Raw genomic sequence first — 21,231 nt, 5'->3', positions numbered from 1 at the left:
ATTACAATTAATATTGGTTGTTTTGTTTCAATAGCGGATTCGTTTTGATTTGTCCATCAGGTATTTTTTCATAATAATACTTGGTAGCAAATGTGAGATTGTTGTTGGCCCTTTCAGATACGCGTGCATCATATATGTATTTACCCTCCGGATTACCATTTTCGTTTACAGTTGCTCCTTTGGCAAACAAGAACGGATTCAGCATTCTTCTGCGATAGTTGTATATCTGGGTATCGAACGTGAACCAGCGGCGTAAATCCCAATATATCTTGTGTTCGAATGCAAGCTCTTTGTAACGTTCCACACGGAGAATTTGTAACGCACGGTTAGGAGCCTGGACGAATCCACCTTTTCCGGCACCTTTTTCATAAGCGGGGGCTGTGGAAAGTTCGCCACTACTGCTCAGCAGGTCTGCTCCGGCTCTTGTTCTTATTTTATTTATAGATTCGTAAGCATCTTCTATCATATTTTTACCTCCGTAAGTAGCTACTCCGCTTTGTGACAGTTCTATGGCAGCTTCCGCCCGGTTCAGCAATACTTCTGCATAGCGCATATCTATCCAGGTCTGATGCGATTCGTGCAGCTTGGTGGCGCCTACAGTCAGATCCATACTCAGCCATTTTCTACCGTGAAAACCGGTAATAGTATTGTTTGAACCTCCGTTTGCAGGGCCATCCATACCATTTTTATTCAGTTTTACCCCATTTGCCATTTCGTATGGTTTTTGTTGTGTAATATTCTCTGTGGTTTCCAGAATATTATCTTTCCAGAAACTTCCGCCTGTAGTAGAGTACGATTGGGTGTTTTGTCCATCATCTATACTCATTTTTTTAATCTTTTCAGATGGGTCTACTGTTTCTTTGATGATGCCCCTGCGTATATCCAGCTCTATACCTTTATATGTATTTCCAGGTAACAGTATAGATGCTCTCAAGCGAGATTCCGCATTTTCGAATAGTTCGCGTGGAGTATTGAATACAATGTAATTGTTGTCGTCGTCAGTTGTTTTTATCCTGCCTGTAGCCGGATTTATAGGTAATCCATCGAATAACTCCACCCAGTCTAAAGTAACATTGTAGCGATCTCCATAGGTAGTGGTCATGCGTGGTGGACAATATACAGCGTCGAAGCTGTGACGATAATTTATATAATCGTATTGTCTTATAAAGATCGATTCGGGGCTATCGTCAGCCTTTTGCCATATATTAGCAAAATTGTCTTCGGTAGCGGTTCCCTCTGCTTGTAGCAGTTTATAGCCACCTTTTTCCACAATTACAGATGCATCCCATGCTTGCCGGAAGTAATCGTTAGCTCTTGTTTCAGGTATTCCGCATAACATTACTCCTTCTACAGAATAATTGTATTTTTGTCCATAACGGGCTATCGAACCGGCAAAGTTTGCAACGCGGCTTTTCAGGGCAGCGGCTACATATTTGTTGGCTCTTCCCGCGACACTTTTTGCTACCATATTTTCGATGGCATAGTCCAGATCGGCTAAAATAAAATCATAACTTTCTTCATGGCTGTTACGTGGGACCCACAGAGAGCTTTCGCTATTCTCGCCTTGAGGTAATGGCTGAGGTTCTCCAATCAAAGGTATGCCCCCATAACGTTTAGTTAACTGAAAGTACACATAAGCACGGATAAAACGAGCTTCTGCTATCCATGATTCGGCTCCATCCAGTTGACCGATGTAGGCTGGCAGATTCTGGATAAGAGTGTTTGCCTGACGGATAATCTGGTATCCCTGGCTCCAATATCCTTTTTCGGGGATGTATATACCCGTATTGTTTCTATTGCCTGTTTCTCCGGTACTGAGCATAGGCCATACGATATTGTTCCAGTTATAATAACCGCCTTTGTCTCCTTCTTGGCTTACATTAAAATCATCCATTGGCAGATGGTTGTATAAACCAACCATATATGCTTTTATTCCCGCTTCGTTGTATATATCCTCGTCTGTGAGTATGTTTGTCGGAGGAATATCCAAGTCTTGACAAGCTCCCATAAACAGGAAGGAGAAGACCAGTAATATATATTTATAATTTTTCATATTGTTTTCTTATTATAATAACTAGAAAGTAATGCTTGCTCCAAAATTAATTGTTCTGTTAAGTGGATACATATATCCGTATAGTTCAGTAGGTCTTTCAGGATCGACACCTTTTACCGATGTTATAGTGAACAGGTTATATGCGTTTGTATATATACGCATACGTTTGATACCTACTTTTCCGATCAGAGATGCCGGCAGGGTATAGCCGATCTCGGCACTTTTCAGACGCAGATAAGCTCCGTTCTGAATTGCAAACCTTGAGTTTGTATCATAACCGACAGCACCATATGCGTAGTAGCCACTTACCCATTGGTTACTCGGGTCGAATGGATCTTTATTCGGGTCTGACGGATGCCAGCGATCCATCATCATGTCTAATGCGTTGCCATCCCACAGTAGCGGCATCGATAATTGTTCACCATAGGCTACATACGACATTGCCGATCCCTGAAACATCAGATTCAGATCGAAGCCTTTGTAGTCTGCAGAAATGTTCATACTGAAGTTCATCAAAGGGTAGTTCCGCTTGTCCTGAAAGTCTGTTTTGCTAGCATCGGTAGTAGTGGCTATAGGATATTCGTCCATACTGTCGATAGTACCGTCACCGTTCCAATCTTCATATATATAGTCGCCAGGAAGGGTTCCGTTACCTGTAAATATAGGTGAATTTGCTATCTGACCATAAGAAGTATAACGTCCGTTATCTCCTTTTCCGAACCAAATGTCATTGTAGCGGTAAGCCAGGTTGTTTCTCCAGTAATCGTATGAGTTACCACGTGTAGCCGATTCCACATAGCGATTCATAGATCTTGTTATAGACGCTATACCGGTTACATTGTAGTTTACCTGTCCTATTTTGTTGCGGTGTCTAAGTTCCAGTTCAAATCCTTTTGTCCTGTCACTGTTGATATTTTCCTGCGGCATAGTAGATCCGAATGTTCCCGGAATGGATATTAGACGGTCGGCAAGCAAGCCGTCACGATTACGCAGGAACAGGTCGATGGAAAAGCCGAACAATCCCTTCCATAAGTCTGTATCCAATCCGATATTCATGGTTTTTACAGTATACCATGTAATGTAAGGATTGGCTACGGAGCGGAATCCTAATCCGTTGATAAACTCTCCGCCAAAAACATATCCTTTAGGATAATTATCCTGAGTGTTGCCATCTGTATTCGGATAGTTGTAACCGCTCAGGAACTGATATTTGGCGGCGCTGTCATCTCCCATTTTCCCGTATGAAGCCCTGACCTTCAGATTGTCGGCAAAAGGAATAGCATTTTTAATGAACTCCTCTTCCGATAAGCGCCAGCCTACGGATGCACTAGGGAAAAATCCCCAGCGGGAATCTTTAGGGAACTTAGAGGAACCATCGTAGCGAAAGCTAAATTCGGCGAGGTACTTACCTTTATAATCATAGTTGAATTTTCCTACCAGACCGGTAGAAGCATACTCGCTTATACCGTCACCATTTCCGATCTGGTTTGTAGAGTTTCCTGCAAACAGGTATGGTATAGGTATCTCGAGATCGCGTTGCGCCCATATATTGTCGCCCTGATTGTATGACTCTTCCCATAAGAGCAATCCGCTAACGTTATGCGCTTTTGCAAACAGCCTGTTATAGTTTAATGATACCTGCCATAGTCTGCTATACGAGGTGTTGTATCTGCGATATAATCTGGATGGTACATTTTTAGGAACAGCTGTATATATGCCTGTGGCTTCGTCATAATTATATTCATTATATTCCTTTGTATATTCTGTATTGTCGTCTACAGTCGTATCATAACTGAACAAGCCTTTGGCTGATAATCCTGTAATGAATGGGATATCATATGTCAGATCCATTGTTGACTGAAATATCCTTTTCTTATTATTCACATAACCCGATACATCTGCATCGGACATGGCTACGACGTTTTGTATATCTCCGTTCGGCTTGTCGTAATATCCGATACGATTGTTGGCATATACAGATTCTGAAGGGATCGAACGCCATAGAGTTTTGTATATTTCCCATGTAGAAGCACGCGGGCGATCTCGTTGATCTATGATCCCGTTTACTTTCAATGAGGCTCTCAGATTATTTGTAATTTGGGCATTCAGATTCGAACGCAGATTGTAACGGTCATAATTCAATGAGTTACTTTTGAAGAATCCCCCTTGTTCGGTATAACCGAAGTTAACATAGTAATCGACTTTGTCGCCACCACCACTTACAGATACATTGTGCTGTTGTTGGGTCGCTGTGCTTTTCATTACTTCGTCGTACCAATCGGTACTTACTTTTTGGCCGGTTAGATATTCGTTTATTTGCTCCTGACTGAACGTAAGCTTTGGGTCGGTGGTGCTGCGCATACTTTTCTCATTAAACAGGGTCATACGGTTTACAGCTCCTACAGGTTTCAGTTTCTCTATCGGGTTTTGAATACCATAGTACATCGAATATTCAATCTTTGCGGTTCCTTTTTCTCCTTTCTTTGTTGTTATCAGAACCACACCATTTGCTGCACGCACGCCATATACGGCGGCAGAGGCATCTTTGAGAACAGAGATACTCTCTATGTCATTCGGATCCATACGGGAAAAATCTCCGCGAGGTACACCATCCACAACTACCAGCGGATTACCGAAACCGCGAATATCGAACTGGTTATTGAATTCTCCCGGCTCCGATGTTTTCTGAATCACACGTACTCCGGCTATTTTTCCTGTCAACATGTTCTGTACATTCGAGTTTTTTGTTGCCATCAGTTCCTCGCTGTTGATGGCTGCTACCGATCCTGTCAGGGTTGCCTTTTTCTGGGTACCGTATCCTACTACTACAATTTCGTCCAGCATCTTCTGATCTTCTTTTAACACGATCTTGAAACTCACTCTGTTCGTAATGTCTATAGTTTGTGAAATAAATCCGACATACGATATTTTCAATCTTTGTGTATTGGAAGGTACATTAAGACTGAAGTTCCCGTCACTATCTGTAATAGTTCCTACAGAAGTGTTTTCTATGGTTATACTGGCACCGATAATAGGTTCGCTAAATTCATCTGTTATCGTACCTGTAATAGTTTTGATGTTTTGCCCATATCCTAAATGGATAGAACTGATAAATATCAGTAAAAGCGCAAACATCTTTAAGTGAATTTTTCTTTGGTAAAAAGGAATATATTCCTTCCCTTTCCTTAAAAAATAATTTTTCATAGGCATTAATTTAAAGATTAATAATATAAATAAGGGGTGGGTTATTTGTTGCAAAGATGCTTGTTCAGGCCTAATAAGACGGTTAATGATTTGGTTAATAGATTGCAAAATTTTGACTTTCTTCTTATTTTATACTTTAAGTCTCTAAGGGGCAAGAGTGAAGTATAGCTTTTTCTCTCTTCCAGTGTTCAGAAAGAAATGCTTAAATTTCCTAAAACTTTTACAGAACTGTTTATAGGCCGGAATTGTTACGCAGATAAAGTAGTGTAATTTTAACTATTGCTGTTGATAATTTGATCAAAAGAATATTCAAACTCTGTTCCGAACAGCATATTATATTCTTTGATGAATGCTGCATATGCTTTTTGGGCAAGTCTATTCCTTCCCATTTTTACTAAAAGAGAACATTTTAACCGAAGGGCGTCTTCATTTAGTGAGTCATGGATAAAAATGGTATCAGCCAGGTTGATAGATATCTGAGGATTTAATCTTATTTCAGTTTTTTTTGATAAATCAAGTAGAAGATCGACAAGTGCATTGGAAAAATCAGCTTTGAACGGGTCTACCCACTCTACCTGCAGGCTGGGTAGCAGTTCACCTGAGACTATCAACAAGAGTTTTACTATGTCATTGGTGTCTATCTCTTTATTTTTAGAAAGTTTATCTATGAGATAGAGCGCCTGTGAATAATCACAATAAACATCGTCTCCGAATTCGACAGTCCAGTATGAGTTGTTACTTTTTATGTTTATTTGTCCTACCAGATCGAATATTATTCTCAGTTTGTTGAAAGATACTCCTCTATTGTTTTTCGCACTTTCTTCCGTTTTGTCAAACCATAATGTGTCTTTTAGTTTTACAGACGATATTCCCTTTCCTCCTTTGAATGTATGCAGCAGGATAAGGATGAACAACTGTTTAAGCATAGGGGAAAACTCTTTTGTGATATCATTTCCATCCTTGTCAATAACACAAAATCCTCCGAATAGGGATATCGACTTGTTCCGTTTTTTTTTGCTGATAGGTTTTACTGCCATATCGTTGTACTCTTGCAACAGATCATTACCTTCTGCATATCCCGGTTTTTTCCTGTTATAATGAGTGTAGATAAGCATTACAATACATATTAGTAGGATCGCGACCAAGAATCCTCCTATAATGAAGATTCGATAACCGGTTTCGGCATTCTCCTCCTGATATAGTTCTTCTCTGGATGCAGGCGGAAATGATAGTGTGTAGATAGATACAGTATTGAGGGTGTCCCCGATGCTACCAGGTCCCGAGGTTACAGCGATCAGCCTGTTTTTTTGTTTGTCCAGATACAGATCTGCATATGATTTATTGTCTTCAAAATTAACAAGAATACTGTCTCCAAGCACTTCATATTCGGGTTTGTCTATCGAAAATCTCAGTAATGTCATTTTTGTATGAAACTGTTGCAACGGATGACTTAATGCATAGAATGATCTATTAGCGATATCTACTACAATAGAGTTTGCTACTACAAAATTATTTGCCGGCGGCTGCAGCGTCCATAGTTTTTTCGATTGCAGAGTTTGTGCATCTACTTCATACAGGTCGTAAAAATACTGAGGTGATAATTCCTGGTTCCCTGTCTGGTTACCATATCCTCCGAAAATTAAGAAATGATTATCATCAAGTTTTCCCAAACCACTCAGATAGCGGGGCTGAGGATTATCCCCTGCCAATTTGTTTTTTCTCCATGTACGGGTTTCGAAATCATATATTCGCAAATCATTCTTGTATTTGTGATACCCGTACCCGCCAAAAAGATAGAGGGAGTTATCCTTGTTGGAGATAAAGCGATTGTGATGCCAAAAGTCGGGTGGCAACTTTATATCCGGTATTATGTTCCATCTGTTCTTAAGGGTATCGTATAGCAAGACATCTTTTTCCTGTTCCAATTCGAAAGTATAGCTAACATATTTTCTTATAACAGGGTTGTATATAAGGTTGTTAGATTGTACTGTATATGGTACGGAATTATTTACCTTTTTCCGGTTTATCGTATTGGATTTTAGACTATACTTATAGAAATACGTCTGGTCATATACAGCTATTTCATCATTATCAGGATTATAATTGATCATAGGTCTCAGCTTTGTAGTAAAGGAAGTTTGCATTTGCCAGAATATATGCTGATTTATGATCCAGTTAGGATTCTCAGATACTGCTTTATGATGTTTTATTTCATCGTAAACTCCGTTTGATGTATATTTATTTAATATCCACTGATATAATGTCTTCTTATTTTCATTTGTGATCTCTATATTTTTCAGAGAAATAGCGGGGATATCGGTCACCTGAAATCCCTGATAGTTATTCTTTCCAAATATTATAGAAACATGGCGAAATTCATTTAATGATTCTATCTGTTTTGTATATGATTTATCTCCTATCCTGGCAGTCAGTGTATTGGTTTTAGTGCCTATGTGAATATCAATATATATCCATTTGCTATAGCTTATTCCTGCGTCTTTAAATACTTCACTGAGAATCTCTCCGGATGAATGAGCCATTAAGAATTTTGGTTCTCCAGTATTCTTTTTCTCGTTGAGTAAGAAGTCTATATGTTGTCCGTTTTTATTGATAATCCGGAATACATAGCCGAATGGATATAGTGCAGCAGAATCTATTTTCAGATTAAACGAAAGATGATAGTTTTCCGGCAGAGATAGTGGTGCATCAGGCGTAAGATTCAGGCCCGTACGTTTCTCTTTCTCTACTTCGTACGATCTGAATTTTAAACCGTATTCCACATCCTGTGCAATTACACAGGGTATAATATGTAGTATCAGGCAGTATAGTAAGATGATTTTTCTTAAAGGAAACTTCACTATATTATATATAAGGTTTCTAAATACTTATCAAACATATTTTTTCTGTTTGAGTGTCATTTTCAGAATTAAATATTTCAAGAAAAGATCAATATTTATCAAGAGTGTACTATTATCCCACACCCATCCAATTTATGATTTTTATATAGTATTAGATAAATATTCTTTAGTCTTTTTTCGAAAATCATTAAATTCTGATTCCATCATATCTATGTATGGGCTTGAATCAGAATGGTGATTCATAACTACAAATTTTAAGTTTTATCAAAATTAAATCAAAGGAGAATCTTAGCAGAAAATATATAGTTAAAGAATGTAAATATGTTGTTGCTATGATATAAACCGGTTTAAAGTTTTACGAAGTCTTCGCAACTCCTTTAATAGAAATGCTGTATGTTATAAACATTGAACCGGCATATATAGGTAATCCTTCAATTGTGGAATTTTATTGCTATTATTATAGGGTTAATTATTTGAAATGTTTTGTTATTTTTGAATAAAAATATGTTTAGCATGAAAAAACTACTCTATCTTTTTGCCATTTGTATTATATGCTCTTCATGTGCGGTGATTTATGGAGATAACTATGATAATAGTAAAAAAATACAGCAACTCCATATTGGAATGAGCAAACAGGATGCGATAAGTATCATGGGGGATAAGTATATTGTTGAATCGACCTCTCAGGAGGAGAATGGCGTGTTAGAAATAATTAAGTATTATTCGCAAACAGAGGTTCCTTATTTGCTGCATTTTCTAAATGGACAATTAGTCCTTTTTAATAGGTACTACCCTCCTTATATACCGGAACAGAAGATTATAATAAAACAGGATAAAGAATAACGTTCTTGTATGCATCTCCAATAGTTTTTATCTTTTCTTCATTGATTCTTTCTATAAATATGTTTTATAACATATTTTTATTCTATCTTTGTACTGTGTTTTTCATGGTATTAGATTTAAGGTTAACAATGAAGATTGGCTGTCGGGATGACAGTCTTTTCTTATTTTAGGGGGATAATGACTACGATAGTCTGATTGCTGCCATTGTACTGTTCTTGTCGGATTACCAAAGCCTTACTATTTAACTTCGAAAGTAATGAGAACACCTTTATGATCGCTCGGCCAATGATTGTTGAATGGAGAAATGACCGGATCTTTAGCTACGTTTTCATCCCTTCTTCCTTTTACAATACAACCTTTCGGACCGAATAATTCCGCTTTCTTTACAGCCAATTGCTTATCAGGGTAGTAATATACGAAGTCGATACGTTCCCGTTCATCCGCATCGGGAACCCATGTTATCGCGTCAGGTTCAATATCTTTATTGTCAGCCGGGAATGTGAAGCCCGGATAATTTACGACATCCGGATACATCTCCCGGTACGCATCCTTAAATCCGTTCCTGTACAATAAAGAAGAGACGCCCCAGTTTACGATGCAGCCGTTGTGGCCGAACATATCCGCTGTCCCGGCCTGCCAGTCGAGGTGGGATGGTTCGTTAAAATCTCCGGCATAAATGACCAGAGACCCTTTCGAGATTTCAGTCCTGGCATCATTAATAAAATCCTGAGCCGATTCGATACGTCCCGATAGATTACAAACTTCCAGTATTGTATCCACATCCGTGATCGGCGCTTCCAGCTTGTTCCAGTCCTTGCTACCGTCGTTATAACCTCTCGGATAATAACAGGTGTAGTATCTGTATTCGGAATGTGCCGGATAAACCGCGACGCGTCTACCATTCACATCGAGTACAGCCTTAAATTGCCACTTGTTGACCCGCCGCTGCTCGATGATCGGGTATTTGCTTATAATAGCCCGCCCGTTGATGCGTGCGTTATAATAATGAAGGTTGTTTTTCTTTAATTCAGCTATTAGTTTCGGCATAACAGGATCGTCCGCATCTCCTTTGTATAGTTCGCAAAATGTGGCTACATCAGGCTTTAATCCTATAATCTGATCTGTTAACGCCTGCGGAGCATTGGGTACTTTAGTGCATTCGACCCAAATATTAAGTTGCAAGACAGTGAGTTCTGTAACGTTTTCTTTATCATCTGTATCTGAATCCGGCTTAGATGTTTTTGAACAGTAAGTGCTGGATAAGAAAAGAAAGAAAAGAGAAGATATCAATAGTATCTTATGTATTGGAGAAAATATTCTGGACATGGTTGTGTTGTTTTAAATAGTAAAAAAGATAGTACCATTCCCGGTTATTATCAAAAACAGCCATTTCTGATACTATCTTTTGCAATAAATATTAAGGCTTTATTTCAAATTTGATTAAGAGGCTCGAACGGGTTTGATCCAAAGAGAGTTCAAACCCTTCGGACAGCTCACTGCCCTTTTTTACGAGGACAGTGCCCGTGTCTTTATTCGTCAACCTATACTCTTTATCCGCTTTTAACCCCTGCAACCTTATCATATAGGTTTTGTCCGGAGAGTCGGGCCTGCGAAAACCGACAATATATCCGCTGTCGTCCGATGGGCGGTGCAACTGGTATACCATCCAGATATTGCCGGCAGTGATATCGATGTCGCCTGATCCGCTCAACGGATAATAATCTTCATAAAAGTAAGGGCGTATTTCATTGAACTCGGCCTGCTTATTGCGCATATCCACGACATTGTAGCTTCCTTCTGTTACTTTCCAGTTGTAGATAACGGATGTGCCTAAACTGGAGCGGAAGGTATAGGAGTCGGCTTGTTGTACGCCTGTGCCATGCAACGGCAAATAAAGTTCGAGTCCGTAAGTATGGCATTGCGATCCGGTCGGTTCGCCATAGTTATAGTCAGTCCGCCATAGGGCGGCGCTTCTGGATATGCTTTCCAGGTCGATACGGCGTCCGCCGCTGGCACAATTATCAATTATCGTATTCGGAAATCTGTTTAATAGATACTCCCAGAATTTGTAAAGGCCTTCGATATAACGTATCTCGCAGATTCCTCGGCGTCCTTCCTCATCATTGTTGTACCAGAAACCGGCCGGTTCTGTGTTAAAGTCCTGACGGTAGTAATCGATTCCGTTCGTTTCCATAAAGTCACCTATAAATTCCCCCAGCCATTTACAAGCCTCCGGATTTCCCAGATTGAACAGAACGGCGTCATGCTCTCCATCCTTTTGCCATTCTTCCTGCTTTACAGAGCCTTTCGCATCCAGCATCCACTGAGGATGTTGATTTGCCCAGTCCGAATTTTTCATCACGCGTTCGGGTTCGAACCACACCATGAATTTTGCTCCCTGTTTGTGCACTTCATCTGCGATGGGACGGAATCCGCGCGGAAATCGTTCGGGGTCGATAGTCCAGTTCCCGACAGTATTAGCCCAGTTTTTCTTACCTGCAACATCGGCCGCTTTGATATACCATCCTGCATCCAGCCAAAAGACGTCAGGGATCAGTTTATATTGCGCATAGCGTTTAATCAGGGCGATAGCATAATCTTCGGTCATACATGTGTATTCGTTGCACGGGGCGGGGTCGCCGTAATTGAAACTGGTCGATACCGGATAAACCGTCGGCTTGCCATCCTGCTTCCATGTATAATGTTCGAGAACAAGCCGTCGGAAGGCATTGTGCCCTACAAAGCGGTTGTCACCGGACCAGAATAACAGGCATACCTTCGGGGTACGGATTTCCTCTTTCGGATAAAGGTATGTTTTTAAGTTTACCATACCCGTTTTTAGGTTTGTCCTGTTGTCTGCCTCAGCCTTTACTTTGGCAAACCATGTGCCTGTCCAGCCGATAGCCGCTAAGACACCTCCCTGTCCTTTGGGAGCCTGTATGTTGAAGAATGGAAACGCGTTCTGGGAGGAACGTCCTCCGTATGGCTGCATGCAGACACTGTCGTTCGGTTGCATGACTTTCAGTCTTTGATGAAAGTCCTCTTTCGATACATGGCTGCCATCGGCATAATGCAATTTGAAGTCTCCGTTCTCTTTATATGCAAATGTGACATCGGAGGCGTTGACCGATGATATTTCGTCGGTGTTTTTATTGCCTGTATTTATAAAACGAAGCACCCATTCCACCGCATTGTAATCTGTGAAGCCTTTTACTTCGCATTCTACCGTGAGCCCCGATACAGGGTCTCTATATGAATAAATACGTCTGATGATGGACGGATCATTCTCCTTGATGTTTTTTACGCTATAACTCCAATGTTTTATGAAAGAAGAAGAATGTTTTTCTCCATAAACAAATGAGAAAGGCGGAGCGGTTCCTTTTCTGAAATTGGAGGAAATCCATTTATTTATATCATTTTTATTATCTGCTATTTGTGTCGTCGATTGTCCTGTGACAAAAGACGAGACAAATAATAATAAAATCAGATAAACTATGTTTTTTTTCATTATATATTTTATTTTTCAATTAATAGCTCAGGGCAAATTTGTTGATTTACCTTTTCAGTTAGCAGTTAGCAATTAACAATGTTCTCATGCAAAGCCGCAAAGTCCAACTCATAATTCATAACTTATTGCCGTATTTGCATTTATTAACCATGCAATGTTAAAATATGACACATCTGACAGTTTTTTCATTGTTTTTATCTTGTAATTTTTACATTAATTAACTGTGTATAGTTAAAAAGTAACACATGTAACACTTATTTCAGTAAACAGTCATCAGTCAACAACTTGTATCTTGTGTCTTGTCTACTCGTATCTCATATAACTTTCAACTTATTACTCAATACTTACTACTTTCAAAAGGTAACAAAGGTGACAGCTTTTACGCATTTTAATTATTGAATCCTTAAACATTAAATTTTTAAATCTTAAAGCCAATACTTCAAAGAACTATCAGCTATCGGCTAACAGCTATACCTATAGATAAAGTATTCTGCTTTCTCTAACATATTTTCCGCTTATTCGCTCTATTCTGCCACTCTGTATTTTATCAACAATGATTGGTTAGGTTTATCCAGAGTCAAAACAAACCGCGCGGCAAGCTCACTGCCGTTTACAATAACAGATTCTTTTTTATCAAGATCAGTTACTTCATATTTCTTTTCGGGCTTAATAGCCGAAAGTTTCACCGTGATATTGTTTTTTTTCGACGCTTTGCGGCGAAAAGCGACTATGACGCCGCTATCATCCGACGGGCGGTTCAGTTGATATGCCAGCCAGATATTATCGAGGGTCGTATCTTCTATTCCCGTTAATGGATAATAGTCTTCGTAATAATAGGGGCGGATGTTCTGAAACTCATTTAACCGGGCTTGCATTTCGTATATCGAAAAGCTCTTATCCGTTATTTTCCAGTTGCAGGTCAGACAGGTGCTCATACTCGAACGGAACGCATACGGGTCGGTCTGTAAAATACCCGTTCCATGCAGGGGAAGGAAGAAGTTCAGTCCGTAAGTATGGCATTGATAGCCGTCGGGGTCGTCGTAATGGTAATAATCGCTTCGCCATAGAGGTGCACTTCTCGGAATTGTCTCCATGTCGATACGTTTTCCTCCACTGGCACAATTATCTATAAACAGGTTCGGGAAACGCTTGAGCAGATAGTCCCAGAATTTATACAGATTTTCGATATGACGTATTTCTTTCATCCCGGTTCGCCCTTCTTCCTCATTTGCCGCCCAATAAATATCGGGATGCATATTAAAATCCTGGCGGTAATGATCCACTCCGTTCTCTTCTATCATATCGCCGATATATTTGCAAAGCCAGTCGCATGCTTCGGCGTTGCCTAAGTCAAACATCAGGTAAGTATCATCGTTGTGTCCGGGGATATCCAGCATCCATTCGGGATGCTCTACCGCCCATTGCGTACCCCTTATCACACGTTCGGGCTCGAACCATACCATGAATTTTGCGCCTAACTTGTGAGCTTCTTCCGAAATAGGCTTCAAACCCTTGGGGAAACGTGTGGTATCTACTGTCCAGTTACCTACTGTGTTAGCCCAGCTTTTTCCGTGTTCCCAATCCGCGGCTCCGGTATTCCATCCGGCGTCGAGCCAGAATACTTCGGGCATTATGTTGAATTGTTTGTAACGCTTCATCATGGCTGTAGCGTATTCTTCGGTCAGACCTGAATATTCAGTATAAGGAGCAGGGTCTTTGTAGTTGAATCCTGTAGCCAGAGGGTAGGGGGCATTCTTACCGTTTATTTTGTGTGTCTTGTGGCTCAATACAAAGCGGCGGAACTGATTATGCCCGTCCATCCTGTCGTCGCTGTTCCAATACATAAGTGTAATGCCCGGCGTGCGTATGCTTTCTTTTCCATACAGATAGAGATCCATTGTTTTCATCCCCGATTCTATGGATATTCTCTTCTCTTTTTCGCAGCGGATATCTGCATACCAGCTACCGCTCCATCCTATACCGACAAATACGCCCTGAGAGGAAGCTGATTCTATATTGAATATAGGCAGATAATCTCCTTCGGATGAACGGCCGTTGATCGGCTCCATGGATTTGCTATCACCCGGTTTTAGTATCAGTGTACGGGGATGAAAGTCATATTTGGATATATGATTTCCATCCGCGTAATGCAGGTTGAAATCTCCTCCGGTCGGATATTCCATCTCCATATCTATGGCTTTCACTTGTTTGAGGTTTTTTGAATTGGCGGTACCCATATTTGTGAAATGGATTGTCCATTCCAACGCCTTAAAGGCCGGATATCCTTTAATTTCACATTCAACCTTCAATCCGGTTTCCGATTCTGTATAAATTGCCAGATACCGGACAACCCCCGGTTCATTGCCGGGTTGTTTCTCTATGGAGTGCTTCCATTTGCGGATAAACTCTTTCGATGAGATTCCGCCGTATATAAAGGAGAAAGGAGGAGTCTTCCCTTTGGCAAACAGAGTTGATACCAGATTCTCCACATTTACGGGAGCCTTTGTTATTTTAGTTACAGTTTGTCCTCTCGAACTGATTGTTGCGCAGATAAGAATGAGGAATATAACGATTGTTTTACTGCAAATATTTTTTATCATGAAACGTTTATTTTGTACAAGAAATTTGTAATGTTTTTTATTGATTCCAATTTTTTCTATTTACTGGTTTTTCTGACAATGCTAATCAGCCACAACAGATAGCACCATATGGCAGCTATGAGAATGATCGCCGATACCTGAGTCTTGAACGCATCTGTGACAACGCCGAGAATAGGAGGCAGAATAGCTCCTCCCGAGACTCCGACAATCAGCAGGGCCGATATTTCATTTGCCTTTTCGGGAATACGCTTCAATGCCAGCGAGAATATGATCGAGAACAGATTGGCGTAGCCCAGACCGAAAACCGCAACACAGGCCAGCGTTGCCCACAGATTGGCGTTGATGCATAGAAGGACTAATCCTGCTAACGCTATCCACACACTGTAGATAAAGAACTTCGATTCGGAACTTTTCATTAGTAATATCCCGCCTAAGAAAGCGCCCACTGTACGGGAAAGAAAGTATATACTATTACCCATACCGGCATCTTCGACCGAAAGCCCGGATTTTTCCATCAACAGCTTAGGGAAAGTCATGTTCATTCCTACATCGACACCGACCAGTACCAGTATTCCAATAAAAAAGGCCACGATATATTTGTCTTTGAACAGCTCGAGTGTGTTTTTTATCGAAATATTCGATTTTTCACTTCGCCTGTCTTCTATCGGGGTAAGGCTCAGCCAGATGAAAGCGAGGAGAGAAAGAGCGGCGTATATAGGGAATATCATCCTCCACCCCAGAGTAGAACCTACTACCGATGCTGCCAGAATAGGGCCGATAAAGGAACTTACCGCTTTCACAAACTGCCCCAGAGTAAGGGTGCCGGTCAACTTATCGGAGTTTACAACATCGGCTACAAGAGGATTGAGCGATACCTGTAACAATGTATTGCCGATTCCGATCAGTCCGAACATGATAAGAACAGTAGTGAAATCGTAAGCGGCCAGTGGCAGGCACATAGCCAGCACATGGAACGCAAAACTTATCAGCACTGTCTTTTTGCGGCCTATCTTGTTCATCAGCATCCCGGTTGGGACAGATAAGACCAGAAACCAGAAAAAGCAGGACAATGATATAAGGTTCACCACGGAATCGGTAAGATGACTAAAGTCATTTTTTACATAATTTGTGGATATTCCTATAATATCTACAAATCCCATGATGAAAAAACCGAACATCACTGATAGAATTCTTATGGCGGAAGTATTATTTTTCATCCTTTACAAATTCGTTTGATTAAAGCTATCCCGGACTAATTCCGGGATAGCTTGGAATGTTTTAATTATACTTTTAGTTGACGGTTTTTAATAGCTCTCCATAGTTACCCGTAGCGGCATTTGTCCAGTTATAGTATTCGACACGCACGCCGGCTTCGATTGCTTTCTGTACAGGATTTACTCCTGAATTCCAGGTGCTGCTCCAACCTCCGTTTTCGGCAGTTTCTACTTTCAGTATGCGCGATTTGGATGTATTTGCCGTAAAGTCGAAAGCCAGTTTATCGCCACTCTGTCCCCATGTAGACCAGGCATATCCATTGCGTATATCGAGATACTCTATCGGACATCCTGTAGCTATGAACCGGATATCATAGTTGCTAAGCAATGAAATACCTCTCATATCTATATATGTTAATGCAGTATTGTTACTTAGGTCTATATCTCTCAACCACGGCTGGTCTTTTGTTACGAACGAAGTCAGTCCTGCATTTTTCGCCGATATGGTTGTCAGGTTGAACCATCCGGCCATATCTATCTCGCTTATATTGTTGTTGTCACATACCAGATGCCATATATCATCGAAATATTTCAAGCCGTCCAGCGATGTTATATTTTTGTTCGATATATCCAGCTTGTTAGCCAGGTTTGTTGGTAATTTGGCATTTCTGGCTTCACTGATTATAATATCATTTCCACTGAAAGCCTGAGGACAATAGCCCTTCATTATAGTACGCAGATTAGCATCGGGCATTGCTGCCGTACCTGTATTCCCCCAATTAATTTTGTCGAATACAACTTCCCGGTCGAGGCCTATTGTTGTTACCTTCACTCCCGACAAGCCGGCAGTCCTTACAGCAGTTGACCTATTGAACATATCCATGTGCCAGAACCAGATGTTACTCACCAGTAATTGACATTCCTGACTGGTATCGAAGTCAAACTTAAAATTATCGAACGAGCCGAAACACATACAGTTGCTGATATCCAATTTGCGGAACTTGATATTGTCCAATACAATACTAAGCAATGCCGGGCATTTACTCAGGTCAAGTTCTGTCAGAGGATTGTTGCCCATGTATAATGTCTGTAATGTTTTAGACTGTATATTCATGCTGGTAATATTGCTGCTCCATGCAAAGATGCTGACAATACCATCCATTCCTGTTAATTCGATATTACCAAGGTTATTGTCGGTAGCCCAGAGTGTTTTCAGTTTAGGGAAGTTTTCCAAACCGCTTAAACTGGTAATTCCTTTACCCGAAACATTCAGAGTTCCGCCTTCGAATTCGAAGGCAGCCGCTACGGAAAGTTTTAAACTGTCCTGAGCGTCGAAAAGCTGTGGCCCTATTACTTTCAAAGAATTTCGAAGGTTTACATCCGCCACCCATCCTTTAGGTAACCATTGTTGCATACTACCGAGCGATATTTCTTTGTCTCCTCTTATCAGGACTAATGAATACCCGCTTTCCTGTGCATTGAGAGGGAATAAGAACTTCAGATGGGAAGATGTCACTTCTTTTATTTCCACTTCTATGTCGAAAGAATTATCAAGCGGTTTGAGCAGCGGGCGCAAATGCAGGCGGTCACCGGACTGAAAACCCCGTCCTTCGATTGTCACTTCCGTACCTTGAATACCATCTTCATATTCGGGAATAACAACGCCGGATATACCGAACGATAAATCATATTCGGTCACATCATCGCAACTCCAAAAGCAAGTTAGCGAAACCAATAATATTAATAATCTAAACTTATACATCTTATTCGGTTTTAATTATTGTTTATTTTTGAACTAATATTAATACACTGGAGCGCGGAATGCTGAGTGAAGCCCTGTCTTTAATATTTATAGTTTCCGACGATTGGATGAGATCATCCCCGGCGGGAAGACTTCCTTCAATGTATTTATATGCGGCGTATTCTCCATTTGCCTGAGATTTGCTGTTTATGATTTCTACCGGCTTATTGTGTTCCGAACCATTGGCAAAAATATACACCCATTTATTATTTTCATTCAGAATGGCTGTTCCGGCAACAAGGTCTTCGTTCAGATCCAACGGGAATACTTCCGCGTTCTTTTTGATAAAGCGGGTCAACATGCCATATGCATAATAATGCGGTCTGACCTCATAGTCTTCTTTTATCGCATTATAAATTTCCGGGTCGGGTTCATAAGCTTTTTTTACATATTTCCACAGGCCGAGCTGCTGCATTTCCGAATAACTGCCGTTCCTGCTGTAATATTGATCGATCAGCGACCAGTAGCTTACGCCTGCTGCGCTTCCGTTAAGCAGGTTGATGGCAATGCGGGTCAATAGTACTCCCCGCTCGTATTTATCAATATCCAATTGACGGGAAGAACCCGAAGTCTGGTTAGAGCCGAACTCGCCGATAAAGTGTTTTTTGCCGTTCGACATGGCTACATTGTTTTTTTCCCAGTTAACGATGTCAGCATTCGGCGTCGTATATCCGAATATATAAGTATGGGTGTTGAACAAATCCGCTTCTGCCTGTAGAGTTTCTGCGCATGACTTCAGGTAATTGGGGCTGCCGTCCGTATTATCGGACAGGTTAAACCGGACTTTGTCCCGAACGCCCATAGCCTTAAATTTTGCATCCAAAGCCTTTGCCATAGGAGCGTATTGATCGGGATGGCTGTCGGGCTCTCCCTGCCACATTGTTCTTCCGTAATTGGCTGTATGGCTGTCCGGCTCATTGAACGGAGTTATCGCTTTCACGCATGTAAAACCTTTTGTTTCGATCAGGTATTTGACCAATACCGAAAAGTTTTCTGCAAATTCTTCATATTTGTCAGTTCCGCATACCCAGGGCGCATTAGGCCTGCTGTCGCAAAGAAAATGCTTTCCGGTCGGTGTCCCTGCTATCAGGTCCATGTTCACAGGACATCCCCATAAGACAAGTGTTACTTCTCCGTCGTTTTCCTGTGCCAGTTCCAGCACTTTGTACAATGACTCCATCTCCTGAGAGTCGAATGTGAACTTACTCATATCCGCAACATTGGGATCATCGTTGTCGTTCAGCGGTTCCCACCAATGAGGCTGTACCATTACGCGGAAGTTTTGGATACCCATTTTCTTTACGCGTTCTTTCACTATATTCCAATCCTCGGCTTTAGATCCGTCCTGCGGGCGGGTTAAGTTCTGAGAGAAGAAATGCGGGTCCAGCTCGACGCCCATTCCCACCAGTTTTACTCCTGTCGATTCTTTCACTTCCACCGGATAGAAATTGGATGGAATACTGTTATAGCCTTCATCTATATTAGAGCAGGCACTTGAAATGGTAACCATGCTTAAAGTTAAACCTATAAGGAAGGTCTGTTTAAAATATTTCAGTGTTTTCATTGATTATCTTTTTTATAAAATTCAGTTATTCAAAACCTAGTTGTTTTTCTATAGCTTGAATCAAAATATGTATTACCTGAATATGTATCTCCTGTACCCGGTCGGAATAATCGGCTTTCGGCGCAGCTACTACAACATCTCCCAAGGAAGAAAGACGATTATTGCCGGTAGAGGTCAGAACCAAAATTTTCATCTTTTTCAACCGGGCGCTTTCAGCGGCTTTTACGATATTGCCCGAATTGCCACTGGTACTGATCGCCAATAATACATCTCCTTCGTTCCCGACTCCTTCCACATAGCGGGAATATATTTCATCGAACGAAAAATCATTCCCTATACACGTTATGTATGCCGGGTCATTTATTGCAATGGCAGGCAGGGATGTTCTGTTTTTGCGGTAGCGTCCGGTCAGTTCTTCTGCAAAATGTGTGGCATCGCAGAGTGAGCCTCCATTTCCGCAACTGATTATCTTATTTCCGTTCGCCAACGCTTCAGACAATAGTGCGGCAGCCCGTTCGATTGTTTCTATTGTTCCCGGACTATTCCAGAATATATCAGCTTCTTTCAGTATAGCATCAGAGCTTTCTATTATCAAATCTTTCATAAAATTGTTTTTAATCGATTAAATTGGCAGCTATGGAAAGGGCTGCATAATCTCCGATATTTTCGCCAAGGGCAGACGGAACTATCTTACAAACTTCTCTTGCACCTTCCAGCGCTTCCTTTGATATTTGTTCCAGTGCATAAGGCTCCATCATATCCTTGTTGCGGGCATATATGCTGCCGATGGCAATAAGCTCGGGATTTAGAATATCTATTAAAATAGCCAGCCCTTTTCCCAAATAAGAAGCAGATGTTTCATACACTTTCAGCGCGAGTTTGTCTCCGGCATCGGCGGCTTCAGCAACCAGCTTGGCAGTTATCATATCTAAATCTTCACGGGACGGGCACCATGAAACATGGCCTCCCCGGTTCATCTCATTTTCTGCTATGCTACGGGCCAATTGAGCAATTCCACCTCCACTGGCATATCCTTCAAGCGAACCTTCTTTTCCATATCCAACAGGCCCGTTTTCCGTCAAACGGATATGTCCTACTTCTCCGGCATTGTCGTTTGTCCCCGAATATAAAGAGCCATTAAGAATGATTCCCGCTCCAAGTCCTGTTCCGCATGTAAGAAAGATCATATTCTCGGTTCCTTTTCCCGCACCGAATTTCCATTCGGCTAATGCACATGCATTGGCGTCATTTTGTAATCCCGCTTTTATGCCAAGTTGGTCTTCGATGATTTTCACGATGGGGATACTGTCCCAGCCCGGCAGGTTGGGCGGAGACATAACCGTCCCGGATTTGCTGTCGAGTGGTCCGCCACAGCTAATGCCTATGGCGCGGACTTTATCAGCGGTGAGATTATAGCATGCCATCATTTTTTCTGCTTCGCTTATTATACTTCTTATAGTTTCTTCAACTACAGTAGTTTCAATTCTTATTTTATCTACTATCTGTAAATCGGAACCTATTCTTTTACCGTAAACGATGGCACATTTAGTGCCTCCTATATCAATTCCTAATAAATTATCTTCCAT

General features: G+C 41.1%; 12 protein-coding genes. 1 reads left to right on the top strand and 11 read right to left on the bottom strand.

Going from position 1 to position 21,231, the window contains the following annotated elements; all coding sequences use genetic code 11:
* Window positions 1–7: 7 nt before the first annotated feature.
* The 3 genes from B3317_RS16625 to B3317_RS16615 all read right to left on the bottom strand — a co-directional run bounded on the left by B3317_RS16625 (window position 8) and on the right by B3317_RS16615 (window position 8,037).
* On the bottom strand, window positions 8–2,053 hold the full coding sequence (locus tag B3317_RS16625; RefSeq protein WP_291113708.1) for a RagB/SusD family nutrient uptake outer membrane protein: 2,046 nt from the start codon (window positions 2,051–2,053) through the stop codon (window positions 8–10).
* A 21-nt stretch (window positions 2,054–2,074) separates the two neighbouring features.
* Window positions 2,075–5,188: a SusC/RagA family TonB-linked outer membrane protein gene (locus B3317_RS16620; protein ID WP_291113704.1), complete on the bottom strand. Its 3,114-nt coding sequence runs from the start codon at window positions 5,186–5,188 to the stop codon at window positions 2,075–2,077.
* A gap of 341 nt (window positions 5,189–5,529) precedes the next feature.
* On the bottom strand, window positions 5,530–8,037 hold the full coding sequence (locus B3317_RS16615) for a Kelch repeat-containing protein (RefSeq protein ID WP_291113701.1): 2,508 nt from the start codon (window positions 8,035–8,037) through the stop codon (window positions 5,530–5,532).
* A gap of 591 nt (window positions 8,038–8,628) precedes the next feature.
* On the opposite strand from B3317_RS16615, the gene B3317_RS16610 reads away from it, so the two are divergent.
* The gene (locus B3317_RS16610) at window positions 8,629–8,958 is read left to right on the top strand and encodes a hypothetical protein (RefSeq protein ID WP_291113698.1); all 330 of its coding nucleotides are present in this window, start codon (window positions 8,629–8,631) and stop codon (window positions 8,956–8,958) included.
* A gap of 237 nt (window positions 8,959–9,195) precedes the next feature.
* Here the strand turns inward: B3317_RS16610 and B3317_RS16605 are convergent, their stop codons facing one another.
* The 8 genes from B3317_RS16605 to B3317_RS16570 all read right to left on the bottom strand — a co-directional run bounded on the left by B3317_RS16605 (window position 9,196) and on the right by B3317_RS16570 (window position 21,231).
* Entirely contained in the window at window positions 9,196–10,284 is a 1,089-nt protein-coding gene (locus tag B3317_RS16605; protein WP_291113695.1) for an endonuclease/exonuclease/phosphatase family protein, read from the bottom strand.
* A 91-nt stretch (window positions 10,285–10,375) separates the two neighbouring features.
* Window positions 10,376–12,466: an alpha-galactosidase gene (locus B3317_RS16600; RefSeq protein ID WP_291113692.1), complete on the bottom strand. Its 2,091-nt coding sequence runs from the start codon at window positions 12,464–12,466 to the stop codon at window positions 10,376–10,378.
* A gap of 524 nt (window positions 12,467–12,990) precedes the next feature.
* On the bottom strand, window positions 12,991–15,066 hold the full coding sequence (locus tag B3317_RS16595; RefSeq protein WP_291113689.1) for a glycoside hydrolase family 36 protein: 2,076 nt from the start codon (window positions 15,064–15,066) through the stop codon (window positions 12,991–12,993).
* Window positions 15,067–15,122: 56 nt separating this feature from the next.
* Complete coding sequence (locus tag B3317_RS16590) at window positions 15,123–16,283, bottom strand: MFS transporter (RefSeq protein WP_414647517.1); 1,161 nt, start codon at window positions 16,281–16,283, stop codon at window positions 15,123–15,125.
* Window positions 16,284–16,356: 73 nt separating this feature from the next.
* Complete coding sequence (locus B3317_RS16585; protein ID WP_291113687.1) at window positions 16,357–18,042, bottom strand: hypothetical protein; 1,686 nt, start codon at window positions 18,040–18,042, stop codon at window positions 16,357–16,359.
* Between the two features lie 22 nt (window positions 18,043–18,064).
* Window positions 18,065–19,645 (bottom strand): hypothetical protein, encoded by a 1,581-nt coding sequence (locus tag B3317_RS16580; RefSeq protein ID WP_291113685.1) that lies wholly within the window; start codon window positions 19,643–19,645, stop codon window positions 18,065–18,067.
* 25 nt (window positions 19,646–19,670) lie between these two features.
* Entirely contained in the window at window positions 19,671–20,249 is a 579-nt protein-coding gene (locus B3317_RS16575; RefSeq protein WP_291113682.1) for an SIS domain-containing protein, read from the bottom strand.
* A 10-nt stretch (window positions 20,250–20,259) separates the two neighbouring features.
* Window positions 20,260–21,231: an ROK family protein gene (locus B3317_RS16570; protein WP_291113680.1), complete on the bottom strand. Its 972-nt coding sequence runs from the start codon at window positions 21,229–21,231 to the stop codon at window positions 20,260–20,262.

The sequence above is a fragment of the Dysgonomonas sp. UBA7710 genome, from assembly GCF_002482385.1.
Taxonomy (GTDB): Bacteria; Bacteroidota; Bacteroidia; order Bacteroidales; family Dysgonomonadaceae; genus Dysgonomonas.
This window is presented reverse-complemented; position numbering and strand designations above follow the sequence as displayed.